This window comes from Streptomyces sp. NPDC003077 (assembly GCF_040611095.1).
Lineage (GTDB): Bacteria > Actinomycetota > Actinomycetes > Streptomycetales > Streptomycetaceae > Streptomyces.
The window spans coordinates 1-24,031 of record NZ_JBEXNM010000065.1 but is presented as its reverse complement, the minus strand read 5'-3'; the positions used below and the strand labels follow the sequence as shown (position 1 = coordinate 24,031).

20 protein-coding genes are annotated in these 24,031 nt (G+C 75.1%); 12 read left to right on the top strand and 8 right to left on the bottom strand.

Annotation, left to right across the window (positions count from 1 at the left end; all coding sequences use genetic code 11):
• Positions 1–104: 104 nt before the first annotated feature.
• From ABZX96_RS30785 to ABZX96_RS30775, 3 genes are all read right to left on the bottom strand, one after another.
• Complete coding sequence (locus ABZX96_RS30785; RefSeq protein ID WP_355550708.1) at positions 105–689, bottom strand: dioxygenase; 585 nt, start codon at positions 687–689, stop codon at positions 105–107.
• A gap of 424 nt (positions 690–1,113) precedes the next feature.
• Complete coding sequence (locus tag ABZX96_RS30780) at positions 1,114–2,217, bottom strand: phosphotransferase (protein WP_355550706.1); 1,104 nt, start codon at positions 2,215–2,217, stop codon at positions 1,114–1,116.
• Positions 2,201–3,226, bottom strand: coding sequence for an ROK family protein (locus tag ABZX96_RS30775; RefSeq protein ID WP_355550704.1), 1,026 nt, complete (start codon positions 3,224–3,226; stop codon positions 2,201–2,203). The genes ABZX96_RS30780 and ABZX96_RS30775 overlap by 17 nt, the downstream gene beginning before the upstream one ends.
• Before the next feature lie 779 nt (positions 3,227–4,005).
• Between ABZX96_RS30775 and ABZX96_RS30770 the strand changes: the two genes are divergently transcribed.
• Both ABZX96_RS30770 and ABZX96_RS30765 read left to right on the top strand, forming a co-directional pair.
• On the top strand, positions 4,006–4,485 hold the full coding sequence (locus tag ABZX96_RS30770) for a hypothetical protein (protein WP_355550702.1): 480 nt from the start codon (positions 4,006–4,008) through the stop codon (positions 4,483–4,485).
• A gap of 169 nt (positions 4,486–4,654) precedes the next feature.
• Positions 4,655–5,389 carry a helical backbone metal receptor gene (locus ABZX96_RS30765; protein WP_355550699.1) on the top strand — a complete coding sequence of 245 codons (735 nt, stop codon included), beginning with the start codon at positions 4,655–4,657 and terminating at the stop codon, positions 5,387–5,389.
• Here ABZX96_RS30765 and ABZX96_RS30760 read toward each other — a convergent pair.
• Entirely contained in the window at positions 5,361–6,740 is a 1,380-nt protein-coding gene (locus tag ABZX96_RS30760; protein ID WP_355550697.1) for a TDT family transporter, read from the bottom strand. The two genes, ABZX96_RS30765 and ABZX96_RS30760, sit on opposite strands and share 29 nt — an antisense overlap.
• 134 nt (positions 6,741–6,874) lie before the next feature.
• Between ABZX96_RS30760 and ABZX96_RS30755 the strand changes: the two genes are divergently transcribed.
• The gene (locus ABZX96_RS30755; RefSeq protein WP_355550695.1) at positions 6,875–7,822 is read left to right on the top strand and encodes a LysR family transcriptional regulator; all 948 of its coding nucleotides are present in this window, start codon (positions 6,875–6,877) and stop codon (positions 7,820–7,822) included.
• A 110-nt stretch (positions 7,823–7,932) separates the two neighbouring features.
• Positions 7,933–8,193 carry a hypothetical protein gene (locus ABZX96_RS30750; protein WP_355550693.1) on the top strand — a complete coding sequence of 87 codons (261 nt, stop codon included), beginning with the start codon at positions 7,933–7,935 and terminating at the stop codon, positions 8,191–8,193.
• A gap of 51 nt (positions 8,194–8,244) precedes the next feature.
• Here ABZX96_RS30750 and ABZX96_RS30745 read toward each other — a convergent pair whose 3' ends face one another.
• From ABZX96_RS30745 to ABZX96_RS30735, 3 genes are all read right to left on the bottom strand, one after another.
• Positions 8,245–8,946 carry a gamma-glutamyl-gamma-aminobutyrate hydrolase family protein gene (locus ABZX96_RS30745; protein WP_355550691.1) on the bottom strand — a complete coding sequence of 234 codons (702 nt, stop codon included), beginning with the start codon at positions 8,944–8,946 and terminating at the stop codon, positions 8,245–8,247.
• Between the two features lie 40 nt (positions 8,947–8,986).
• Positions 8,987–10,531 (bottom strand): ethanolamine permease, encoded by a 1,545-nt coding sequence (gene eat, locus ABZX96_RS30740; protein ID WP_355550689.1) that lies wholly within the window; start codon positions 10,529–10,531, stop codon positions 8,987–8,989.
• 411 nt (positions 10,532–10,942) lie between these two features.
• Entirely contained in the window at positions 10,943–11,797 is an 855-nt protein-coding gene (locus ABZX96_RS30735; protein ID WP_355550687.1) for an FCD domain-containing protein, read from the bottom strand.
• Positions 11,798–11,870: 73 nt separating this feature from the next.
• Here ABZX96_RS30735 and ABZX96_RS30730 point away from each other — a divergent pair, with 73 nt between their 5' ends.
• The 4 genes from ABZX96_RS30730 to ABZX96_RS30715 all read left to right on the top strand — a co-directional run bounded on the left by ABZX96_RS30730 (position 11,871) and on the right by ABZX96_RS30715 (position 17,040).
• Positions 11,871–13,238, top strand: coding sequence for a glutamine synthetase family protein (locus ABZX96_RS30730; RefSeq protein ID WP_355550755.1), 1,368 nt, complete (start codon positions 11,871–11,873; stop codon positions 13,236–13,238).
• A 125-nt stretch (positions 13,239–13,363) separates the two neighbouring features.
• Positions 13,364–14,740 carry an aldehyde dehydrogenase family protein gene (locus ABZX96_RS30725; protein WP_355550753.1) on the top strand — a complete coding sequence of 459 codons (1,377 nt, stop codon included), beginning with the start codon at positions 13,364–13,366 and terminating at the stop codon, positions 14,738–14,740.
• 111 nt (positions 14,741–14,851) lie between these two features.
• A complete protein-coding gene (locus tag ABZX96_RS30720; RefSeq protein ID WP_355550752.1) occupies positions 14,852–15,607 on the top strand; it encodes a 3-oxoacyl-ACP reductase in 756 nt (251 codons plus the stop codon).
• A 140-nt stretch (positions 15,608–15,747) separates the two neighbouring features.
• Complete coding sequence (locus ABZX96_RS30715; RefSeq protein WP_355550686.1) at positions 15,748–17,040, top strand: haloacid dehalogenase-like hydrolase; 1,293 nt, start codon at positions 15,748–15,750, stop codon at positions 17,038–17,040.
• Positions 17,041–17,447: 407 nt separating this feature from the next.
• On the opposite strand, the gene ABZX96_RS30710 is transcribed toward ABZX96_RS30715, so the two are convergent.
• Positions 17,448–18,677 (bottom strand): amino acid deaminase/aldolase, encoded by a 1,230-nt coding sequence (locus ABZX96_RS30710; RefSeq protein ID WP_355550685.1) that lies wholly within the window; start codon positions 18,675–18,677, stop codon positions 17,448–17,450.
• A gap of 1,269 nt (positions 18,678–19,946) precedes the next feature.
• On the opposite strand from ABZX96_RS30710, the gene ABZX96_RS30705 reads away from it, so the two are divergent.
• The 4 genes from ABZX96_RS30705 to ABZX96_RS30690 all read left to right on the top strand — a co-directional run bounded on the left by ABZX96_RS30705 (position 19,947) and on the right by ABZX96_RS30690 (position 24,001).
• Positions 19,947–20,873, top strand: coding sequence for a hypothetical protein (locus ABZX96_RS30705; RefSeq protein WP_355550684.1), 927 nt, complete (start codon positions 19,947–19,949; stop codon positions 20,871–20,873).
• Positions 20,870–22,045: a type VII secretion-associated serine protease mycosin gene (mycP, locus tag ABZX96_RS30700; RefSeq protein ID WP_355550683.1), complete on the top strand. Its 1,176-nt coding sequence runs from the start codon at positions 20,870–20,872 to the stop codon at positions 22,043–22,045. The genes ABZX96_RS30705 and mycP overlap by 4 nt, the downstream gene beginning before the upstream one ends.
• Positions 22,046–22,401: 356 nt before the next feature.
• Positions 22,402–23,136 (top strand): SseB family protein, encoded by a 735-nt coding sequence (locus tag ABZX96_RS30695; RefSeq protein WP_355550681.1) that lies wholly within the window; start codon positions 22,402–22,404, stop codon positions 23,134–23,136.
• A 148-nt stretch (positions 23,137–23,284) separates the two neighbouring features.
• Positions 23,285–24,001, top strand: a complete 717-nt coding sequence (locus tag ABZX96_RS30690; protein WP_355550750.1) for an MIP family channel protein — start codon at positions 23,285–23,287, stop codon at positions 23,999–24,001.
• The last annotated feature ends 30 nt before the right edge of the window (positions 24,002–24,031 follow it).

The window sequence follows — 24,031 nt, the reverse complement described above, 5'->3', positions numbered from 1 at the left end:
TATCCGCGTACCCATGGCATCGGGTTCACGTTTTCAGGGCACCCGGAACGGCATCCGGAACAGCATCCGCCACGGCATCCGGTGCGCGTCGGCGGGCACCTGGTTCACCCGTCCAGAACGAAGGTGAAGGCGGCACTCCAGCCCTCGGCCGTCTTGTGCACGTCCATCAGACACTCCGGCCGGAAGTGCTTGTCCAGGTGATTCCGCCGCTCACCCGGGAAATACAGCATGGTGGTCAGCACCTCGCCGTCCGGGGGCTGCACTTTGACGTGTACGTGGCGCGTGCGGCCCGGGTACTCGGCGGGCACCACGGTATCCAGCCGCCACCGGCCGTCCGCGTCGGCGAACTGGTGGCCACGCAGCCGGAACCCGGTCTCGTCGTACACGCCCTCCTCGCCCACCTGCCAGAAGTCGAGCAGCGCGCCGCCCACGGGGAAGCCGTCGACAGTGACGACCCGTCCGTGCAGCACCAGCGGGGTGCCGTTCTCCACGTCGCCCCGGAAACTGGTCTTCTTCGGCGTATAGGGCTTGTAGTACGGGCCCTCGTTCTGCTCCGGGGTGGGGGGTGTGCCGCGGCAAATGCACTCGGGCGTGGGTGTCAGTTTTTCGTCGGCCGTCGTGCGCCCGCCCGAGCTTGTAGCCGCCGCCGGCGGAGAACTTAAGACGCTTTCCGGCCTCTTCTCGTCCACGTTGAAATCCTCCCTTGATCGGGGAACTTCCGGCCTCCTGGCAGCGTAACGATCCGCCCCGCCGCTGGCTAGCTGGTGTTCCGGTACCTTGGGTCGATTTCCTTTTCGCTGATGTCGCCGGGTCTCTGGTGTTTTTGGGCGTCGGGTAAAAAGCGGGTGGGAGGGAAATGGATCTGCGGGGGAGGGGTTTTCCGGATCATTGGGTTGGTGCTGGCGGGGCGTTCGGGGAGCGGCGCGGGCCGGGGGCGCTCGTGGGGTTGCTTCGGGACGGGTTGGGGGCTGCCCGGGGAGCGGCTCGTGACGAGCAGGGGTGCGCCGGCCGCCGTCGGGGACGGTGCGCGCCCTCGGGCGTCTCGCTGCCGTTGAACGGTGCGCCCTTGGGCGTCCCGCCGACGGGTACGGCGCGCCCTTGGGCGTCCCGCCGTCAGGGATGGTGCGCGCTCTCGGATGGGCCGCCGTCCTCCGCGAGGTGCCGGAGGAGCACCGACCGGACGCGGGCGAAGTAGGCGGCGTCCGGCGGCGCGGTGAGGATGTCCGCGAGCGCGTACAGGTCCAGCGTCCGGCACAGCGACCGCCAGCCGGGCGGCAGGTGCCCTCCGCCGTCCCGGAAACCCGCCGTGAAGCCGTCCGTGAAGGACGGGGGATAGGCGTGCGCGAAGCGCAGCATGTTGCCGACGTCGACGAGCGGGGAGCCGCTGAAGGAGAGCTCCCAGTCCAGCACGCAGGCCACCGTCCACCGGCCCGCCCGTCGCGTGACCAGCACGTTCTTGGGGTTGAAGTCCCCGTGCACCAGGTGGCGGGCGTCGGCCACGGCGGCGGCCCGGTGCGCGGTGCGCCGGGCGAGGTCGCGCAGCGCCGCGCCGTCGCGGGCGGTCAGCGGGCCGTCCGCCCGGCCGGTGGCCAGGCAGTGCTCGACGAAGCCGGGCAGGTCGGCGGTGGGCGCGCGGCCGTCGGCCGGGACGAGCGCGGCGTCGGGGAAGAGGCCCGGCCCGGGCAGTGTCACCGTCCCGAGCGCGGCGAGCACCGCGCCCACCGCATGGCCCAATCCGGGTGGGTCGGCGGTGGAGGTGTCCGGGCCTTCGCTGAGTGGGGAGGTGTCCGAGGCATGGCCGAGCGGGGACGTGCCCGCGCCTTCGCGGGGCGGGGACGCGTCCGAGGCTTCGCCGGGCGGCGGCGCGTCCAGGATCTCGCTCAGCGGCGACGCGTCCACGTACCGGTAGACGAGCGCGGGGCGCCCGGTGGCGCGGCCGTGCGGGTCGGCCGCGACCACGTCCGCCACCGGCACGGCGCGCGCGGCGCGGCGGATCACGGCCAGTTCCACCGCGCACGGGTTGCGGGGCACCCGCGTGGCGCTGGGCCGGTACCGGCGCAGCACGTACCGCTCGTCGTCCGGCCCCGTCAGCAGGACCATCTCGTTGGTGAACCCGCCGGGCAACGGGTGCGCGCGCCACCGCCGCAGGCCGCCGAACACCCGCTCCGTCAGCCAGGCGCGGGTCGCGGCGTCCAGGCCCTCACCGTCGCCGGACATCAGCCTGGTGGGCCTCGGCGGCGCCCGCCGCGAGCGCCAGGCCCCCGGCCGGTCCGGCGAGCGGCCCGAGCGCGGCGGGCACCACGAAGTCCTCGGCGGCGTGCTCCGGCAGGCCCGGGTACCCCGCCAGCGCCGCGCCGAGCTCCGCCCGCAGCAGCGGGAACAGGCCGGGCAGCGCCGTGACCCCGCCGCCGATCACCACGCGTTCGGGCGCGGTCGCGTACACGACGTTGCGCAGCCCGGCCGCCAGGTAGCGCGCCTCCCAGCGCACGGCGCGGCGCAGCGTGGCACCCGTCAGCTCCTCGGCAGGCCGCCCCCAACGGGCCGCCAGGGCCGAGCCGCTCGCCAGCCCCTCCCAGCAGTCCCCGTGGAATGGGCAGCACCCGGGGAAGTCGTCGCCCGGCACGCGGGGCACGCTCACGTGCCCCATCTCCGTGTGCACCAGCCCGCGGACGACCCGCCCGCCGCTGACGCCGCCCCCGCCGAGCCCGGTGCCGACCGTCACGTACACGTAGGTGGACAGCCCGCGGGTCGCGCCCCACCGGCCCTCACCGAGGGCGGCGGCGTTGACGTCGGTGTCGATCGCCACCGGCACCCCGAGCGCCGCGCGCACCGGCCCCAGGACGTCCACGCCCGACCACCCCGGCTTCGGCGTCGCGGCGAGGTGCCCGTACCGGGGGTGGGACGGACGCAGTTCGAGGGGGCCGAACGAGGCGATGCCCACGGCGTCCAACGGGCCTCCGGCGGCCACCGCGTCCCGGAAGAACGCGACCGCCCGCGCCAGCGTCGGCCCCGGCGCGCCGGTCGGGAACCGGGTCCGCGCCTCGACGCGGTCGGGCGCCGAGCCGACCAGGCAGATCACCTTGGTCCCGCCGGATTCGAGGGAGCCGAGCCGCAGGCCGGGCGCGGCGCCGTTCGGGCCGGGCCGCTCCTGGAGCTCGGCGGAGCCGGGACCGGGCCTTTCCCGCCGCTTGACGGAGCCGGGGCCGAGGTGGACCGGAGCGCGCACGGGGCCTCCCAGTGGTGTGCCGTGACCGGCGCGGCGGACGACGTGCCACGCGCCGCATGACCTCTCCCAGGGCCCGTCCCGCGGTCCCGCGTCCGCCGTCGCCGAAAGCGCGTCGCTCGCGGGCGCCGGCGGAGTCGCCGCGCTCGCGGGCGCTGGCGGAGTCGCCGCCTCGACACCCGACGAGAAGGGACAGAGCCTGACACAACGGTGCTCGATCGGTCACGCTAGCGCAGGATCACGGACCTCGGAACGACGACGGACGGCCAGGCCCCCGCTGGGTCGGCGAGCCCGACGAAACCAAGCCCGTGTGCGGCAAAACCAAGCCGTGCGCGACGAAACCAGGCCCGTGGGCGGCGAAACCAGGCCCGTACGCGGCAAAACCAAGCCCGTGCCCGACGAACCCAAGCCCGTGCCCGACGAAGCTAAGCCTGTTCGCGGCAAACCCAAGCCCGTGCGCGGCAAAATCAAGCCCGTCCGGCGATTGAGGACAACGCCCCCGGCGTTCACCGGCACCCAAAGATCACCCGCCACCCGCCGCCACAGCGCTTCGGACCGGACCGCTCTCCCAGCCCGTGCGGGCCGTTGGGCCGTCCGGGTGACCGCCCGCGAATCACCCGCCGAGCCCCGCGCTGAGGCCACCGGAGGCCCGAGGACCCCGGCCCGGCCGGGGCCTCGCACCCGGCCTCGCGTCGCGACGCGAGGTAGGTGGTGTTTCACTCCCAGTGAGCCGGTTCTTCGTTCGCGGCCATCGAGACCGCGGCCGGCGGCAGGAGCTGACCATGAACGTTGCGCGCCTCTCCGCCACCGCCTTGCTGGCCGCCGCCACCGTGGGCCTGGCGGCCCCCGCCGCGTCGGCTTCCGCCGAGCCCAACCCGATCGTCCCGGGGCACCCCGTCAGCATCAGCGACGACCGGCGCTGCGCCCCGTCCCAAGGGGCGGCGGCCAGATCGGACCTCTTCGGGGAGGTGAGCCTCCGCCCCGGAGCGGGGCGGATGGCGGCGGAGGTGCCGATCAGCTCGTCCGCGTCCGACGGGACGTACCAGGTCACCATCGAGTGCGGCCCCGGCGGCACCACGTACACGGACGTGGTGGTCGTCCAGGGAGGGGCGGCGACCCGCGGCGTGAACGACGGTTCCCGGACCGGGCTGGGCGGCAGCGTGGGTGAGGTGAGCACCTCGCAGGCGGCGGGCGGGGTGGTGCTGCTGGCGGTCGCGGCCGGGACGGCGTACATCATCCGGCGGCACAGCCGCACCGGGTGATCATCCGATCCGGGTGACGATGCGCACCAGGTGACGATCCGCACCGCGTGAAAGTTCGCACCGGGTGACGATCCGCTCCGGAACGACGTGAATTGACGCAGAGTCAGGAGAACGTCCCCCGCCCCGACCCGCCGCTCACCGGGAGCGGCCCGCGGCGTACCGTGGGGGAATGACCCGTCCCACAGCTCGGCGGCGTGTGGTGTCGCTCGTGCCGTCCCTGACCGAGGCGGTGGCCGCCGAGGCGCCCGAGATGCTGGTCGGGGTCACCGACTGGTGCTCCCACCCGGCGGAACTCGACGTCGCCCGCGTCGGCGGGACGAAGAACCCGGACACCGACCGGATCATTGCCCTCGCCCCCGACCTCGTCATCGCCAACGAGGAGGAGAACCGCGCCCCGGACCTCGCCGTGCTGCGCGCCGCGGGCCTGGAAGTCGTGGTCACCGAGGTCCGCGACCTGGACCAGGCGCTGCGCGAGCTGGAACGGGTATTGGTGCGCGGCTGCGGGCTGCCCCGGCCGGGCTGGCTCGACGAGGCCGCGGAGGCGTGGCGGGACGTGCGGCCCGCCGAGGCGCGGCGCGCCGTGGTGCCGGTGTGGCGGCGGCCCTGGATGGTGCTCGGCCGCGACACCTTCGCGGGCGACCTGCTGGCCCGCCTGGGCGTGGCGAACCTCTACGCGCACCACGCCGAACGCTATCCGCGGGTGCCCGTCGAGGAGCTGAACGCGTCCGGCGCCGACCTCGTCGTCCTCCCCGACGAGCCGTACCTCTTCACGGCCGACGACGGCCCCGAGGCGTTCCCCGGTCTGCCCGCGGCGCTCGTCAGCGGGCGCCATCTGACGTGGTACGGGCCGTCGTTGGTGGAGGCGCCGGCGGTCCTCACGGCCGCGTTGAGGGCTGCGGGGTGACGGGGGCTTCCGTGCGGGCGTAGGGGGAAGGGCCCGGGGGCGCCGGCGTGGTCCAGACGGACGCGGCGTCCGGCGTCTTGGTGGGTCCGGCGACCGGTGTCCTGACGGACGTGGCGCCAGCCGTCTCCACGGACGCGACATCCGTCGTCTTGGCGGACGCGACATCCGCCGTCCCGACGGGCGTGGCCTTCGCCGCCGGCGGTGCCAGCAGGTCGCCCCGCCACAGCCCCAGCGCCGTCCGGGTGCCCGCCGTCAGCCAGGCCGCCACCAGTAGCGCGTACAGGCCCGCCGCGAGCCAGAGGAAGGCGGTGAGGCCGGTCTGGCGGGCCAGGCCCGCCGCCCCCGTCACGCACGTGCCGACCGGGAAGGTCGCCCCCCACCACGTCATGGCGAACGGCAGGCCCGCCCGCACGGCGCGCACCGTCATGGCCACCGCCACCGCCAGCCACAGCAGCGCGAACCCCGTCACCGGCACGCCGTACACCACGGCGAACGCCCGGAACGCGTCCGCGTACGGGTGCCCGAGCACGCCCGGCGCCGCCTCCGCGACGTTGTGCACGGCGGTCGTGGACTGGCCGAGCGGACCCAGGACGAGGAAGAGGGTCGGCGTCAGCGGGAGCGCGGGCGGGCCGTGCCGCAGCAGCCGCGAGAACACCAGCGGCAGGATCAGCAGCGTGGCGAACAGCGACATCCCGAACAGCGCGCAGCACGCCAGCAACAGGGTCGCCCGCGCCTGCCCGGCCGGAAGGTGCGGCACCAGCGCGGGCCCCGTGGCGGCGGACACCATGGGCGCCACGACCGGCAGCAGCCAGACGGGCGACGCGCCGTCCGCGGCGATCCGGTGCCGGGTCGCCATCAGGTACGGGATGCCCGCCGCGGCGACCAGCCCCAGGGCCGTACCGGCGACCCACAGCACCCCGTGGACGAGCACCGCGGCCCGCTCGCCGATCACCCCGGGGCCGACGGCCGTCGTGGCGCCGGCGACCGCGAGCGGCGCCATGGCCGTGCAGCCGTGGAAGGGCGCCACGGCCGGATCGAGGAGGTGCCGTCTGGCCTGGTCGGCGTGGCGCAGCCAGTGGACCGCCCGCGCGGTCACGAGCGCCGCCAGCATCGCAACCGAGAGCGCCCACACGACCTGGTAGACGAGGTGCGGGCCGGAGGGGAACACGGCGGTGCCGGCGGTGGCGACGATCGCGGTGCCCATGACCGTGGCGTACCAGTTGGGGCCCAGGTGGCGCACGGAGGGGGACGAGGCGGTGCGGGGGGACGGGACGGTGCGAGGGCCGGTCCGCCCGGTGTCCGGGTGGGAGCCGGTGCCGCTCGGTGGCCGGAGACGTGCTTGAGGTGCCATGGGGCCAGCCTGTCCAGGGCCGTCCGGTGCCACCAGGGAGTACGGATCTATGAGGTCATAAGCTGGGTTTATGACGTGTTGCAGGTGGGTGACGAGCGCGGGGTGCTCCGTACGGGCCGGGGAGGCCGGACGGCATGGGCGCTGAGCCGGTGGAGGAGCGGCACCGGGAAGGCGCTCCGCTCGCGCACCGGGTGCCCGACCTGGGCGCCCTGGAACTGCTGCTGGCGGTGGCGCGGCTGGGCAGCCTGGGGCGGGCCGCCCGGCAGATGGGCATCACCCAGCCCGCCGCGAGCAGCCGCATCCGTTCGATGGAGCGGCAACTCGGGGTCGGGCTGGTGGAGCGTTCCCCGCGCGGTTCCCGGCTCACCGACGCCGGGGCGCTCGTCACGGATTGGGCGCGGCGGATCGTGGAGGCCGCCGAGGCGTTCGACGCCGGGGCCCAGGCGCTGCGGGTCCGGCGCGACTCGCGGCTACGGGTCGCGGCGAGCATGACCATCGCCGAATATTTGCTGCCCGGCTGGCTCATCGCGCTGCGCGCCGAACGCCCGGACACCGCCGTCTCCCTGCTCGCGGGCAATTCCGCGGCGGTCGCGCGGCGGCTGCTGGACGAGGACGCGGACCTCGGCTTCGTCGAGGGGCTGGACGTGCCCACGGGACTGGACGGCGCGGTCGTCGGGCACGACCGGCTCGTCGTCGTCGCCGCGCCCGGGCACCCGTGGGCCCGGCGGCGTGCCGGGCTGACCGCCGCCGAGTTGGCCGCCGCTCCGTTGGTGCTGCGCGAGCGCGGCTCGGGCACGCGCCAGGTGCTGGACGCGGCGCTCGCCGGGCACGGCGGCCTCGCGGAACCGCTGCTGGAGCTGTCCTCCACCACGGCGGTGAAGGCGGCGGCCGTGAACGAGGCGGCGCCCGCCGTGCTGAGCGAACTGGCCGTGCGGGAGGAACTCGCCGCCCGGCGCCTGGTCGAGGTCCCGGTCCGCGACCTGCGCCTGCGGCGCGAACTCCGGGCGGTGTGGCCCACCGGCCGCCGCCCCGCGGGCCCGGCCCGCGATCTGCTGGGGCTCACGCGGAGGAGGGCGGGGTGAAGGCACCTGGGTAGAGGTTCGCTCGCATCGCGCCGAGCGTGGCGGTCGCTTGACGCGTGGCGGTCGCTTGCCGACCACCGCCACGCGACGGGCCTCCCTAGCATGCCGACATGGAGAAACGACGCGTAGACCCGCGAGACATTTCCTGGGAGCAAGAGACCCCCACATTCCGCGTCTATTTCTGGGACAGGAATGCCGTCACCTCGCACGAATACGAGGTGACCGGGTCAACCGTCGAAGAAGTCCTGGCATGGGCGCACGGCCGGGCGGACGAGGAGGACTGGACGTTCACCCTCTACGTGAAGGTGTCCGATTCCGACGGAGACGGGCTCGTGCGGATCGCCGGTGTCGCGGGCGATCCCTTCTCCTGACGCGTGCCGCGGGCAACCGCTTCCGGCACCGCGCCCGTGCGGCGCGCCCCCTCACCGCCCCGCCGACCGCTCCCGCGCCGCCCTCACCAGCGCCTCCATCACCCGGACGTCCTCCCCGGCCTCCGGATGCCACTGCACGGCCAGCGCGAACCCGGCGGCGCCCGGGAGTTCCAGCGCCTCGATCGTGCCGTCGGCCGCGTGCGCGCTCGCGCGCAGGCCGTCGCCGAGCCGGTCCACCGCCTGGTGGTGGTAGGTCGGCACCGACACCGGTCCGGGCAGTACGTCGGCCAGCTCCGTCCCCGGCACCGGTTCGACCTCGTGCCGGGCGAACACGCCGGGCGGCCCGGCGTGCGCGTCGATGTGCTGGACGAGCGTGCCGCCGCGCGCCACGTTCAGCAGTTGCAGCCCCCGGCAGATGCCCAGCAGCGGGACCCCGCCGGTCAGCGCCGCGTCGATCAGGGCCAGTTCCCACGCGTCCCGCTCGGGCGCGGGCGGGCCCGTACGGGGGTCGGGCGCGGCGCCGTACCGGGCGGGCTGGACGTCCGGGCCGCCCGCGATCACCAGGCCGTCCAGCCGGGCGACCGCGGCGGGGGCGGCCTCCGGGGCGTCGGGCGGCAGCAGGGCGGCCAGTCCGCCCGCCTGTTGGACGAGCCGGTGATAGCCGGCGGGGAGCAGGGCGGCGGGCTGGGCCCACACGCCCCAGCGGGCCTCGTCCTCCAGGTAGGTGCTGACGCCGATCAGGGGTGGGGTCACGACTCCTCCGGGGTGCGGTGGTTCGGGCGTACGGTCGGGGTCACTCCCGTTTCAACTCCGCCTCCGCCGCCGCCAGGGCCGCGAACTCCTCCTCGGGGGCCGCCGCCACCAGCCGGTGCCGGGAGTACAGGGCGAAGTAGGCCAGCGCGACCCCGTACACGCCCAGGGCGAGGAAGGCCGCCGTCCGGTCCACGAGGAACGTCGCCACCAGCGCGGCGCAGGACAGGACGAAGGCGACGGTGGAGGTCAGGCTGCCGCCGGGGGTGCGGTAGGGGCGGTGGAGTTCGGGTTCGCGGCGGCGCAGGACGATGTGGGAGAGCGACATGAGCGCGTAGGAGATCGTGGCGCCGAAGACCGCGATGTTCAGCATGCGCGCCCCGTCCCCGGTGGCCGCGGCGAGCGTGAAGCCGAGGGCGCCCGGCACCAGCAGGCCGAGGTAGGGGGCCTTGCGGCGGCTGGTCAGGGACAGGAAGCGGGGCAGGTAACCGGCCCGGGAGAGCGCGAACAGCTGCCGCGAACCCGCGAAGATCAGGGAGAAGAAGGACGCCACCAGCCCGGCGAGCCCGGCGTAGTTGACGATCCGGCTCACCGCCGTGGGCTTCCCGTCCGGTCGCAGCGCCTGGACCAGCGGGTCGCCCACCGACTGGAGGGCCGCCGAGCCGCGGGCGCCGGTCGCCGCGAGGAAGGTGACCACGGCGAGCAGCAGCAGGATGCCCATCGCGGCGGCCATTGCCTTCGGCAGCGTGCGGGCCGGGTCGCGGGTCTCCTCGGCGGCCAGCGGGACGCCCTCCACCCCGAGGAAGAACCACATGCCGAACGGGAACGCCGCCCAGATGCCCAGCACCCCGAACGGCAGCCAGGAATTCGCCCCCCACGCGTTCGCGTCGACCGGGATGTCGTCGAGCGCGGCCACCCGGAAGTCCGTGAGCGCGGCGACGGCGAAGACCAGGACGGCGGCGACCGCCACGGCCGTGACCACGAGGCTGAACCGCAGCGCCTCCCCGACGCCCCACAGGTGGATGCCGATGAAGACGACGAAGCAGGCGAGGTAGACCGGCCAGCCGGAGGTCAGCCCGAACAGGCCCAGGGACCGCACGTAGTCGCCGATGAAGATGGAGATCGCGGCGGGCGCGAGCACGTACTCGATGAGGATGGCGGTCCCGGTCAGGAAGCCGCCCCAGGTGCCCAGCGCGCGGCGGGCGAAGCCGTAGCCGCCGCCCGCCGTCGGCAGGACGGAGGCCAGCTCCGCCAGCGCGAAGACCAGGCAGGTGTACATCAGGCCCATCAGGACGGCGGCGATGGCGAGCCCGCCGAAACCGCCCTGCGCCAGGCCGTTGTTCCAGCCTGAGAAGTCGCCCGAGACGACGTAGGCGACGCCCAGCCCGGTCAGCAGCAGCGGCCCCGCGCTGCCGCGCCGGAGCGCGCGCCGCTCCAGGTAGGCGTCCGCGGGGGCTGCCGCGCCCCCGCCGGCGGACGGGGTGTCGGGGGACGGTCCGCCGGGCGCGTGCCCGCCGGTCCCGGACCCGCCGTCGTAGGACACGGACGCGCCGGGGGGTGCGGTACGGGGATCCCTGCTGTCGGCCATCTGCCGCTCCTGCCTCGCCGGGGGCGAAGGGACGTAGGGGGAAGGGACGTAGGGGGAAGAGACGAAGGGGTGGGACGAAGGATGGGACGAGGGCGTGCGGTGCCGGCTCGGCCTGGAGCCTGCCCTCCGGAGTGATGCCCGCCGGGCGAACGCCGTCCCTTTGACGAACGGGGACGACGGGCGACGCCGCTTCGAGACACTTCGACGACGGGACCCAGACCGATCCGATCAATGGTTCAGCCGCATACCTTTGCGTTCCCGGCGGCCCGCGCGCAAGCCCCCGGGCGTAAAAGACGGACGACGGCGCCGAGCGAGCCCCGCTCCTCCCGTTTCCGGCGTGCCCCGGCCCCGCTCGTCACCTTCCCGGTCCGCGCCCGGCCCTCGCTCCCTCACGCCCCCGACCCCCGCTCCTCAACACCCCGGCCGCGCCAAGAACCCCCGCAAAAGCGCCGCTGTCCCCCCGCAGTGCTCGCGCATCGCCTCCCGCGCGCCGTCCGCGTCGCCCCGCAGCACCGCGTCGACCAGCGCGGCGTGCTGCGCCTGCGAGTGCTCCAGGTTGCGCACCAGCAGCGGGATGCAGTCCAGCAGGTCGTTCACGGTCGCCCGGACGGCCGCGTACTGGGCGGCCAGCGAGGGGGAGCCGGACAGCTCGGCCAGCGTGAGGTGGAGCAGCGTGTCGCGGCGGCGGTAGTCGGGCAGCGGGGCGTCGTGGGTGGCGGCCAGGGCGTCGCGCAGCCGCCGCGCGCCCGCGTCCGGCAGCCCCCGGGCGGCGCACAGCTCCGCCGCGCCCACCTCCAGGACCTCGCGGAACCGCAGGGTGTCCTCGATGTCCACCTGTTCGACGCGGCGCCGCAGTTCCGCCTCGCCGGCGCCCTCCGCGCGGCCCCGCACGAACGTCCCGCCGTAGCGTCCGCGCCGGCTCTCCACCAGCCCCTCGTCCTGGAGGACCTTCAGCACCTCGCGCAGCGTCACCCGGCTGATCCCCAGCCGGTCGGCCAACTCGCGCTCGGCGGGCAGCCGTTCGCCCTGGGGGACCAGGCCCAGCCGGACGACCTGGAGTATCTGCTCCAGCGCCTCCTCGAAGCCGTTGCCGGCCCGCACCGGACGCAGTACGGACCCCAGCCGGTCCGCCGCGCACCGCCCGTCCGGCCCCCCGCCGGCCCCCGCCGCGTCCGCCGGGCCCTCCGGCCCCGGGCGGGCCGTTCCCGCACGCCGTGCCCGCGAACTCCCCACCGCCGCCCCCCTCGTCACCGGTCCCGCCGACATCGGAGCCCCTTCCCAACCAATGGTTCTCGGACCTACCTTATGACCTCCGGATGCACCGACAGGAGGCATGACCGTGGCAGACCGCACGCCCCCGCTCGCCGTCGAGGAGCTGCGCAGGCTCGTCGGCACCGGGGAGATCGACACCGTCGTCCTGGCCTTCACCGACATGCAGGGCCGGCTCCAGGGCAAGCGGTTCGCCGCCCCGTTCTTCCTCGACCGGGTGCTGGAGCACGGTACCGAGGGGTGCAACTACCTCCTCGCGGTGGACGTGGAACTGAACACCGTCGACGGCTACGCGATGGCCTCCTGGGAACGCGGGTACGGCGACTTCGCCCTGCACGGCGACGTGGGAACGCTGCGCCGCACCCCCTGGAACGAGGGCACCGCCCTGCTGCTGGCCGACCTCGCCTGGCACGACGGTTCGCCGGTGGTCGCCTCGCCGCGGCAGATCCTGCGCCGCCAGCTCGACCGCCTCGCCGAGCGCGGCTGGACCGCGTACGCCGGTACCGAGCTGGAGTTCATGGTCTTCAAGGACACCTACGAGGACGCCTGGAACCGCGGCTACCGCGACCTGCGCCCGGCGAACCAGTACAACGTCGACTACTCCGTGCTCGGCACCGGCCGGGTCGAGCCGCTGCTGCGCCGGGTCCGCAACGAGATGGGCGCCGCGGGCATGACCGTGGAGTCCGCCAAGGGCGAGTGCAACCTCGGCCAGCACGAGATCGTGTTCGTCTACGACGAGGCGCTGACGACCTGCGACCAGCACGCGATCTACAAGACCGGCGCCAAGGAGATAGCGGCTCAGGAGGGCATGGCGCTCACCTTCATGGCCAAGTACGACGAGCGCGAGGGCAACTCCTGCCACGTCCACCTCTCCCTGCGCGACGAGGCCGGGCGGCCCGTCCTGGCCGACGACACCGACCCCTACGGGATGTCCCCGGTCATGCGGCACTTCCTCGCCGGACAGCTCGCCGCGCTGCGCGAACTCACCCTCTTCCACGCCCCGAACATCAACTCCTACAAGCGCTTCCGGCCCGGCTCCTTCGCCCCCACCGCCGTCGCCTGGGGCCCGGACAACCGCACCTGCGCGCTGCGCGTCGTCGGCCACGGTGCCGCCCACCGCCTGGAGAACCGGCTCCCCGGCGGCGACGTGAACCCGTACCTGACCGTCGCCGCGATGATCGCCGCCGGGCTGCACGGCGTGGAGCGCGGACTCGACCTCCCCGAGCCGGTCACCGGCAACGCCTACACCAGCGCCGCCGCCCACGTCCCGGCCACCCTGCGCGAGGCCGCCGCCCTGTGGGAGGGCAGCGCCATCGCCCGGGAGGCGTTCGGCGCCGAGGTCGTCGAGCACTACCTGCACATGGCGCGCGTCGAGCAGGACGCCTACGACGCCGCCGTCACGGACTGGGAGCGCCACCGCTCCTTCGAGCGGATGTGAGGACCGCGAACGTGCCGCACACACCGAACCACGACCCGAAGCACGCACACGACCGCCAGCCCACCGGCCGCGTGGACGGCAGCCACCCCACCGGCCACGCGGACGGCAGTCCCGCCACCGGCCACGTGGACCCCACCGAGCACGAACTGAAGGTCGTCAACCCCGCGACCGAGGAAGTCGTCGCCACCGTCCGCGGCACCACCCCCGCCGAGGTGGACGCCGCCGTCCGGCGGGCCGCCCGGGCCCAGGAGAAGTGGGCCGCCCTGCCGCCCGGCGAACGGGCCCTCGTCCTGCGCCGGTTCGCCCAGGTCGTGGACGCGAACATCCCGGTGCTGGCCGGACTGGAGCTGGCCGAGGCGGGCCACCCGACGGCCGCCGGCCGGTGGGAGGCGGGCAACGTCCGCGACCTGCTGCACTACGCCGCCGGCGGCGTGGAGCGGCTGACCGGGGCGCAGATCCCGGTCGCCGGCGGGCTGAACGTCACCTTCCACGAGCCGCTGGGCGTGGTCGGCGTCATCGTCCCGTGGAACTTCCCGATGCCGATCGCCGCCTGGGGCGCCGCCCCGGCGCTCGCCGCGGGCAACGCCGTCCTCCTCAAGCCCGCCGAGAACACGCCGCTGACCGCCCTGCGCCTGGCGGAGTACGCGCGGGAGGCCGGGCTGCCCGAAGGGCTCTTCCAGGTCCTGCCGGGGAAGGGGACGGTCACCGGCGCCGCCCTGGTCGAGCACCCGGGCGTCGCGAAGATCGTCTTCACCGGCTCCACCGCCGTCGGCCGCGCCATCGCCGCCAAGTGCGCCGCGCGGACCAAGCGGCTCACCCTCGAACTCGGCGGCAAGAGCCCCAACATCGTCTTCGCCGACGCCGACCTCGAACGGGCCGCCGCCACCGCCCCCGGCTCCTTCCTGGACAACGCCGGGCAGGACTGCTGCGCCCGCAGCCGCATCCTCGTCCAGCGCTCCGTCTACGACCGCTTCATGGAGCTCCTCGAACCGGCCGTCAAGGCCGTCGCCGTCGGCGACCCGGCCGACCCGGCGACCGACATGGGCCCGCTGATCTCCGCCGCCCAGCGGGACCGCGTACGGTCCTACGTCCCCGAGGACGCCCCGGTCGCCATCCGGGGCCAGGCGCCCACCGGCAAGGGCTTCTGGTACCCGCCGACCGTCCTGGAGGGCTCGCCGACCGACCGCGCCGCCGTGGAGGAGATCTTCGGCCCGGTCGCGGTGGCCATCCCGTTCGAGGACGAGGTGGACGCCGTCCGCATCGCCAACGCCACCGACTACGGCCTGTCGGGCTCGGTGTGGACCCGCGACGTGGGCCGTGCGGTGCGCGTGGCGCGCGCCGTGGCGGCGGGCAACCTTTCCGTCAACTCCCACAGCAGCGTGCGCTACTGGACCCCCTTCGGCGGGTTCAAACAGTCGGGACTGGGCCGCGAGCTGGGCCCGGACGCGCTGACCGCCTTCACCGAGACCAAGAACGTCTTCATCAGCACCGAGGAGAACTGAGTGAGCGACCAGCCCGCCCCGGCCGACCAGAACGCCTCCGCCGACTCCGCCGACTCTGCCGACCGGACCGCCCGGTCTGCTACGTCCGCCACCCCGCCCGTCTGCCGCCGCCTGGTGGACCGCACCGCCGTGATCACCGGTGCCGGCAGCGGCATCGGCCTGGCCACCGCCCGCCGCCTGGCCGCCGAGGGCGCCCGCGTGGTGTGCGCGGACATCGACGAGACCTCGGGCAAGGCCGCGGCCGAGGAGGTCGGCGGCCTGTTCGTCAAGGTCGACGTGACCGACTCCGACCAGGTCGAGGCGCTGTTCAAGACCGCTTACGACACCTACGGATCGGTCGACGTCGCCTTCAACAACGCGGGCATCTCCCCGCCCGAGGACGACTCGATCCTCACCACCGGACTGGACGCCTGGAAGCGCGTGCAGGAGGTCAACCTCACCTCGGTCTACCTGTGCTGCAAGCACGTCCTGCCCTACATGCGGCGGCAGGGCAAGGGCTCCATCATCAACACCGCCTCCTTCGTGGCCGTGATGGGCGCCGCCACCTCCCAGATCAGCTACACCGCGTCCAAGGGCGGCGTGCTGTCCATGTCCCGCGAACTGGGCGTGCAGTTCGCGCGGGAGGGCATCCGGGTCAACGCGCTGTGCCCCGGGCCGGTGAACACCCCGCTGCTGAAGGAACTGTTCGCCAAGGACCCCGAGCGCGCCGCCCGCCGCCTGGTGCACGTCCCGGCCGGCCGGTTCGCCGAGCCCGAGGAGATCGCCGCCGCGGTCGCCTTCCTGGCCAGCGACGACTCCTCGTTCGTCAACGCGGCCGAATTCCTGGTGGACGGCGGCATCGCGGGGGCGTACGTCACTCCGCTGTAGGCTCCGACCGACGTTCAAGATCAACATCGGGACCGGCCCGCGCCGGTCCCGATGTCCGTCCTGCCCCGGGAGGTCCGAATGGCGCCCTGCGGCCCGTCCATCGGACGCGTCCCCACCGGACGTATGAGGAGATCAGACATATGAGGATCACGCGCACCCTGCTCACCGGCCTGGTGACCGCCGCCGCCCTGGCGACGTCCGTCCCGGCCGCCGGCGCGGCGCCCGCCGCCCGCCCCGGCGAGCGCACGTACTGCCCGCAGCTCTCCAAGAACCTGAAGTGGCACGGCGACAACCGCGCCCGGCTCCAGCGGATGATCGACGAGCGCGGCATCTGCTCGCACCCCAAGCCCGGGCCGTCGGGCCGCCCCGTCGCCGCCTTCGACTGGGACAACACCGTCGTCAAGAACGACATCTCGGACGCCACCGTCGCCTGGGCGCTGCGGCACGACAAGATCCCCCGCCCCAGGACCTGGCGCGCCACCAACCCGTGGCTGACCGCCGCCGCCGACCGCACCCTGACCAAGGCCTGCGGCACCACCGTCCCCGTGGGCGCCCCGCTGCGCACCTCCCGCAACGCCGCCTGCGCCGACGAGATCATGGAGATCCGCAGCGAGGGCCGCACCATGGACGGCAAGCCGGCGTTCGCGGGCACCTGGCACCACCGCCGTACGGTGCCCCAGTACGCCTGGGTGCCCCAGCTGTTCGCGGGCCTGCGCCCGGCCACGCTCGGCTCGTACGCCCGCCAGGCCCGCGCCGAGGCGCTCGCCGCGCCGATCGGCAGCGTCCAGAAGGTCGGCACCCACACGCTCCCGGCGTACGTCCGCTACTACGACCAGCAGCGCGACCTGATCCGCACCCTCAAGGCCGCCGGGTTTGACGTCTACATCGTCTCCGCCTCCTCCGAGCCGATCGCCGAGGCGTGGTCCGGCGGCGTCGGCCTGGACCGCGCGCACACCCTCGGCATCCGCAGCCTGACGCGCCACGGCAGGCTCACCACCGGCATCCGCGGCTGCGGTGACGTCAAGGACGGCCACGGCGAGGTGCTGCCGTACATGGACGGCAAGCGCTGCTGGATCAACCAGGAGATCTTCAAGATCAAGGGCAAGGCCGCCTGGGACCGGCAGGACTGGTCCCACCGCATCGCCCTCGGCGCGGGCGACGCCGACACCGACGTGACGTTCGTGAACGACGCCACCGGCGCCCACCTGGCCCTCAACCGCAACAAGACCGAGCTGATGTGCCGCGCCTACGACAACGCCGACCGGCGCTGGGTCGCCCAGCCGATGTTCATCGACCCGCTGCCGCGCAAGTCCGGCGTCTACCCCTGCGCCACCCAGGGCCACACCAACGCCGACGGCACGAAGGGTCCGCTGCGGCGCGCGGACGGGTCCGTGGTGCCGGACCAGAAGGACCGGGCGTACGGGCGGAAGTGAGCCCTCGCGCCTGGTGAGGGCGGGCCTCCGCGGAGGACGGGCCGGTGGCGACGGGCGGCCGGGGAGGACGGGGCCCCGTCGAGGCGGGTCCGGTCGAGGCGGGGCGGCCGGTGAGGACGGGGGCGTGCCGCCGTAGGGCTGGTCTGACGTCCCATCGGGACGGGTGTCTCATCGGGACGGGTGACGACGGAGGCTGGTCCGTATGGGGCAGCCGCGGGGGACGGGCCGGTGACGACGGGCGGTCAGGGATGACGCGGCGCACCGCCGCAGGGCTCGCATGAGACCCATCGGGACGGGGGACGACGGGGCCGGTCAGGACGCGGCGGCTGCGGAGGCTGGTCTCTGCGGCGCAGCCGGTCCGGACGCCGCGACCGACGAGGACGGGCTCAGAGGAAGGGAGGACGGGCTCAGAGGAAGGTCCGTCCCTCCCCGCGGTACGTCGGCACCGTCCGCGTCACCCGGTCGCCCTCGATCAGGTGCAGCGCGTCGAACCGTTCGCACAGCTCGCCCGCCTTGGCGTGCCGGAACCACACCCGGTCGCCGACCCGCAGCCGGTCGGCGGCCGGGCCCAGCAGCGGCGTCTGCACCTCGCCCGCGCCCTCCTGGGGGTCGTAGCGCAGCCCGCGCGGCAGGTGCGGGACCGGCAGCCGGTCCCGGCCCGCCACACCGGACGCGGGGTAGCCGCCGCCGAGCACCGTCACCACACCGGTCCTGGCGCCCGCGCGCCCCGGACGGCGGACCACCGGCAGCGCGAACAGCGCCGCCGGGCGCCCGCGGAAGGACCGGTAGTGGTCGAACAGCCGGGGCACGTACAGGCCGGACCCGGCCGCGACCTCCGTCACCGCCGCCTCCGCCGCGGTGTGCCCGACGCTCCCCGTGCCGCCGCCGTTGACGAACTCCAGGTCCGGCGCCACGGCCCGCACGGCGCGGACCGCCTCCGCGCGCCGCGCCGCCAGCTCCCGGCGCGCCACGGCCTGCATCGCCCGGACGGCGGCCGAGCGCACCGGACGCCCCGTCACCGCGTCGCCCACCCCGGCCACATGGGCCTCGTACGCCATCAGCCCCACCAGCCGGAACCCGGGCCGGCGGACCACCGACCGGGCCAGCTCCGCCAGCTGCGCGGGCTCGCGCAACGGGGAGCGCCGGGCACCGATCCGCACCCGGCCGCCCAGCAGCCGCAGCGCGGTGTCCCACTCCAGGCACACCCGGATCTCCTCGGTCCCGCCCGCCCGCGCCGCGTCGATCAGCTCCAGGTGCGCGACGTCGTCGACCATGACGGTCACCGCCGCCGCCAGTTTCGGATCGGCGGCCAGCTCGGCGAAGCCGGCGCGGTCCGCCGACGGGTAGGCCAGCAGGACGTCGGGGAAACCCGAGCGGGCCAGCCACAGCGACTCGGCGAGCGTGAAGCTCATGATCCCGGCGAACCCGTCCCGCTCCAGCACCCGTTCCAGCAGGGCGCGGCAGCGCACCGACTTGCTCGCCACCCGGATCGGCTTGCCGCGCGCCCGGCGTACCAGGTCGGCGGCGTTGGCGTCGAAGGCCCTCAGGTCGACGACGGCGAACGGAGCGTCCAGATGGGCGGTGGCCCGGTCGTAACGGGCCCGGTCGCCAGGGGCGTCGGAGGAGTACGGCGGCATGCGCGCAGCCTGCCACCTCCGACTACCGCTGGGTAGGGGAGAGATGGCGACAGACCGGACACGGGTTGGAGCGCCGCCGCCGGCTGGCCGTAGAGTGGCGGGCGCCGCCACCAGCAGGTCAGCGGTGCGATGTCCGGGAAACAACCAGCCTGCCCCGATTGCCGGTCGGGCCGGGGCCGAGCGGCGCGAGGGGGAGCGCGGGTGAGCACCGAAGCCGACCGCGCCGACGCGCGCCCCGTCCCTCCCATACCACCCCCGCCGGCGCACCGCCCGACCGTGGGCGGCCGTCCGGAAGACGCCCCGCGCCGACGGCCCGTACCGCCCAAGCCGACCGCCCCGCCGGCGCACCGCCCCGCCGCGGCCGGCCGTCCGGAGGACGCTCAGCCGCCCGTGCCGTCCGCTCCCTCGGATTCCCGGCCGCTCCAGGGGACGCCCGCCGTGCCGCCCGTCCCCACCAAGAGCCCCGCCGCCCACCGGCCGGGTGCGGAGACCCCGTTCGTCCCCCCGGCCCCGGAGCCGCCGGCCACCCTGCCCACCCCCCGGAAGCCCGCCGTGCCACCCGCCACCTACCGGGACACCGCCGCCTTCCACCTGGCCAACAGCGGCGCCCTCTGGAACGCGGACCGGCACCCGGAGGGCGGGGAGGCCGGGCCCGTGTCCCGTGGCGCGGGCGCACCTCGCAACGATGGCCCTGGGGCCGTTCCTCCGCGCACGGGTGCGCCGGGCAACGACGGCCTCGGGCATGTTGCTCCGCGCACCGATGCACCTCGCAACGGCGGTCCTGGGCCCGTGCTTCCTGGCTCGGGGGCGCTCCGCAACGACACTCCCGGGCATGTTGCTCCGCGCACCGATGCACCTCGTAACGGCGGCCCCGGCTCTGTTCCTCCTGGCGCGGGTGCGCCGGGCAACGATGGCCTCGGGCAGGTCGCTCCGCGCACCGATGCAGCCCGCAACGGCGGCCCTGGCTCCGTTCCTCCTGGCGCGGGCGCACCCCGCGACAACACCCCCGGGTCCATTCCTCGCGCGGGCGCACTCCGCAACGGTGGCCCCGGGCCCGTACCTCCGCGCACCGATGCACCGCGCAACGACGCTCCCGGGCCCGTTCCCCCTCGCACCGATGCACCCCGCGACGACGCCCCCCGGCCCGTTCCGCCCGCGCCGAACGCCCCAGTCGGCCCCCGGCCCGCCCCCACCGCTGGCCCCCGTCCCGTCCCCGGTGTACGCACCCCCCTCCCCCCGGAGGCCGCGCCGCCGTTGGCCCCGCCTACCGTGCCCGCCCCGACGGGCCCGTACGGCACCGGCACGCCCGCACCCTCCGGACCCGGGGAAAGCGCGTCCGCCCCCGCCGTTTCCGGCACGCCTGCACCCGCCGCGTCCGGCGCCCCCGTAGTCCCCGGCCCCCGGCGGACCGCCCCCGCCCCCCGCCGCTCCGCCCGCCGGGTCGCCGCCGCGGGCGTCTGCCTGGTCCTCGGGCTCGGGTTGCTCGGCGGGGCGGCGGCCGGGAGCTGGCTGGCGTCGGACGTGGACGACCGGCCGGCCGCCGAGGTCACCTTCGCCAAGGGGCGCGAGCTGTGGCACACCGCCCCGGTGGACACCCTCTTCCCGCCGACGCTGGACGGCCCCGCGGCCGGTCCCGGCGGCGCCGACCGCACCTGGACGCGGATCGCCGTCGCCCCGGACAGCGGCTGCTCCGGCGCGTACGACCCCCTACTGGCCAAGGTGCTCGCGCCGGTCGGCTGCGCCCGGCTGGTGCGCGCCACCTACCTCGACGCGACGCGCACCAGCCTCGTCACCGTCGGCGTGCAGACCACCAAGACCGATCCCGTCGGCATGAAGGCGTTGAGCAAACGCTTCGCCAACGAGCGGCTGGACCGCCGCACCGACCTGCTGCCCCGGCCGTACGCGGCGAAGGGCACCGCCGCGGCCGGGTTCGGCCCGGCCCAGCGCGCGAGCTGGAGCATCCGCGTCCGGACGGATCTGCCGCTCGTCCTGTACGCCGTTTCCGGGTTCGCCGACGGCCGCGCGGTCCCCGATCCGCGCCCCGCCGCCGAGGCGACCCGGGACGGCGCCACGAGCACGCCCGCCCAGTCCGGACTGGGCCACGACGCGAAGGGCGCGGCCGACGCCGTCCAGCAGATCGTCGAGGAACTCGTCGAGGAACGGCCCACCCAGCACCCCACGGAGCGTCCGCGATGACCAGGCACCCGCTGCGCGCCCTCGGCCTGGCGCTGGCCGCCGCCGCGCTGGCCGTGCTGCCGTCCGCCCCCGCGCGGGCCGACGGCATACGGACGGAGGAATGGGCCCTGGACGCCCTGCACGTCCAGCAGGCGTGGCGGACCACCAAGGGGGAGGGCGTCACCGTCGCCGTCCTGGACACCGGCGTGGACGCCACCCACCCCGACCTCGCCGGCCAGGTGCTCCCCCTCAAGGACCTGGTGGGCTTCGGCGCCCGGCGCGGCGAGAAGTCCTGGGCCGTGCACGGCACCGGCATGTCGGGGATCATCGCCGGCCGCGGCCACGGGCCGGGCCGCGCGGACGGCGTCCTCGGCATCGCCCCCGGGGCCAGGATCCTGCCCGTCCGGGTCATCCTGGAGGACCGCGACCCGCAGCGCGCGCGGGCCCGCAGCGAACGCGCGGGCGCCCTGGCCGACGGCATCCGCTGGGCCGCCGACCACGGCGCCGACGTCATCAACCTCTCCCTCGGGGACGACAGCGAGTCGGCCCACCCGGAGCCGCGCGAGGACGCCGCCATCCAGTACGCGCTGGGCAAGGGCGTCCCCGTGATCGCCTCCGCGGGCAACGGCGGCGCGGACGGCGACCACGTCTCCTACCCGGCCGCCTACCCGGGCGTGATCGCCGTCACGGCCGTGGACCGCTACGGCTCCCGCGCCCCGTTCTCCACCCGCCGCTGGTACGCCACGGTCTGCGCCCCCGGCGTGGGCGTGGTCATCGCCAACCCGGACCGCAGGTACTACGAGGGCTGGGGCACCAGCGCCGCCGCCGCCTTCGTCTCCGGCGCCGTCGCCCTCGTCCGCGCGGCCCACCCCGACCTGAGCCCCGCCCAGATCAAGCGGCTGCTCACCGACACCGCCCAGGACGCCCCGGAAGAGGGCCGCAACGACGCGTTGGGCGCGGGGATGGTCGACCCGGCGGCGGCCATCGACGCGGGCGCCCACCTGAAACCCGAACCCCAGGAACCCGTCCCCGCCGCCCACACCGCCCGCCACTTCGGCCGCGGCCCCGCCGCCCCCCATGAGCGCGCGACCGGCACCACCTGGCTGCCGTGGGCCGCCACCGGAGCCGGCCTCCTCCTGATCGCCACCGCCGCCGTCATCTGGCGCGACCCCCTCCGCCGCGCCGCACCCTGAGGACGGGCCACCCGGCCGACCGGCCCCGGGTCCGTGCCACAGAGGTGCCCTCACCTACCAGGGCCGACCGGCCACGGAGGCGGCCTTCTCCGCCGCGCCGCACCCCGAGGACGGGCCACCGCTGCTCATGGGACGCGCGCCGGCCGCCCCGAAGATCCGTCCCGCGCCCACCTGCAGCCCCGGAGATCTGCCCCCGCGCCCACCCGCAAGAGGCCGACCGGCCCCAGAGGCAGTCCCACCCACCAGCGGCCGACCGCCCCCCCCGGACCCCGCCCGCTCCCACCCCACCCGGCCCCCGCCTCCCACCCGAACGGCCCCACCGCAGCCCCCGGCCTCTCAGCGGTTAGGCTCGCCGCGTGGCGCTCAAGAACATCCCGGACCCCGGTTACTCCGACGACAACGGCTCGGCCGACCCCGAACTCGCCGCGGCGCTCGCCGCGTACGCCGAGGACCGCTCCGCCGAGCCGCGGCTGCTCGCGGCGCTGGCCGACGCCCGGCTCCTGGTCCCCGTCGTGGCCGTCCTCGGCGAGGTGGAGACCGGCCCGGACGGGCTGCGCCGCGAGAAGACCAGCGACATGGCCGTCCCCACCCTCCAGGCCCCCGACGGCCGGCGCGCGCTGCCCGCGTTCACCTCCATGGAGACCCTGCACCGCTGGCGCCCGGACGCCCGCCCGGTCGCGGTGCCCCTGCGGCAGGCGCTGCTGGCGACCGCCCACGAGAAGGCCGACACGCTGCTCATCGACATGGCAGGACCGGTGACCTACCCCCTCACCGGCCCCGCGCTGCGCGCCCTCGCCGAGGGCCGGCACGACAGCGACCCGCTCGCCGACCCGGCCGTCACCGACGCGCTGCGCGCGCTGCTGGACGCCGAGCCCGGGGTGCGCGTCGCCCGTCTGGAGCCCTCCGCCGACACCGACGGCACGCTCGCCCTCGGCCTGACCCCGGACGCCGTCACCGCCGAGGTCGCCCAGCGGCTGGCCGCCGCGCTGGCCGCCGACGAGACGCTCCGCGCCCGCCTCGTCCGCGGCCTGGACCTGGCCCTCCTGCCGCCGGACGCCGAGATCCCCGGAGAGCCGCTGTTCACCCGGTGAGCCCGGCCGCGCCGGACCCCGCCCGCTGACGCTGTGCGGCCAAGAGGCGGATTCCTCCCCAGGCACCCAGAATGCGAGGAAAGAGAGATCTTCGCGAGGAGGACTGGAGGAGGACCTTATGGCCATGGAGTTCCGCGCACTGGAGGCCATGGAGACCCGCACGGTCGTATCCGAATTCCTCGGCACGCTGCTCCTGGTGTTCTTCGCCGTCGGCTCGGCCGTCCTGGCCGGCGAGTACATCGGCACCTTCGGCATCGCCCTGACCTTCGGCTTCGTCATGCTGGCCCTGGCCTACGCGCTCGGCCCGACCTCGGGTTCGCACCTGAACCCGGCGGTGACGATCGGCATGCTGCTGGCCCGGCGGATCACCGTCCGCACGGCGGTGGAGTACTGGATCGCCCAGATCCTGGGCGCCATCGTCGGCGCCGCCCTGCTCTACCTGCTGGCCAACCAGATCCCCGGCCTGAAGACCGACGAGGCGTTCGGCAGCAACGGCTGGGGCGACCGCTCCGCCGTGCACATCAACCTCGGCGGCGCCTTCCTGGCCGAGCTGATCCTGACGTTCCTGTTCGTGTACGTCGTGCTGGCGGTCACCCACCGCGTGGCGGTCGTCGGCTTCGACGGCCTGCCGATCGGCCTGGCGCTGGCCGTCGTCCACCTGGTGGGCATCCCGCTCACCGGCACCTCGGTGAACCCGGCGCGGAGCCTGGGCCCGGCCCTCTTCGCGGGCGGCTCGGCGCTCACCCAGCTGTGGCTGTTCATCCTGGCCCCGCTGGTCGGCGGCGTCCTGGCGGCCATGGTGATCCAGTTCACCCATCCGCCCGAGGAACCCAAGGTCATCGCGGACGAGCGTTCCGTGCTGTGACGACGAAGGGCCGCCACCCCGGAACGTTCC

Coding starts and splice junctions, on each gene's coding strand:
- ABZX96_RS30710 (WP_355550685.1), bottom strand. CDS start 18,677: ATGCCGCCGTACTCCTCCGACGCCCCTGGCGACCGGGCCCGTTACGAC.
- ABZX96_RS30770 (WP_355550702.1), top strand. CDS start 4,006: ATGAACGTTGCGCGCCTCTCCGCCACCGCCTTGCTGGCCGCCGCCACC.
- mycP (WP_355550683.1), top strand. CDS start 20,870: ATGACCAGGCACCCGCTGCGCGCCCTCGGCCTGGCGCTGGCCGCCGCC.
- ABZX96_RS30765 (WP_355550699.1), top strand. CDS start 4,655: ATGACCCGTCCCACAGCTCGGCGGCGTGTGGTGTCGCTCGTGCCGTCC.
- eat (WP_355550689.1), bottom strand. CDS start 10,531: ATGGCCGACAGCAGGGATCCCCGTACCGCACCCCCCGGCGCGTCCGTG.
- ABZX96_RS30715 (WP_355550686.1), top strand. CDS start 15,748: ATGAGGATCACGCGCACCCTGCTCACCGGCCTGGTGACCGCCGCCGCC.
- ABZX96_RS30735 (WP_355550687.1), bottom strand. CDS start 11,797: ATGTCGGCGGGACCGGTGACGAGGGGGGCGGCGGTGGGGAGTTCGCGG.
- ABZX96_RS30780 (WP_355550706.1), bottom strand. CDS start 2,217: ATGTCCGGCGACGGTGAGGGCCTGGACGCCGCGACCCGCGCCTGGCTG.
- ABZX96_RS30690 (WP_355550750.1), top strand. CDS start 23,285: ATGGAGACCCGCACGGTCGTATCCGAATTCCTCGGCACGCTGCTCCTG.
- ABZX96_RS30755 (WP_355550695.1), top strand. CDS start 6,875: ATGGGCGCTGAGCCGGTGGAGGAGCGGCACCGGGAAGGCGCTCCGCTC.
- ABZX96_RS30750 (WP_355550693.1), top strand. CDS start 7,933: ATGGAGAAACGACGCGTAGACCCGCGAGACATTTCCTGGGAGCAAGAG.
- ABZX96_RS30760 (WP_355550697.1), bottom strand. CDS start 6,740: ATGGCACCTCAAGCACGTCTCCGGCCACCGAGCGGCACCGGCTCCCAC.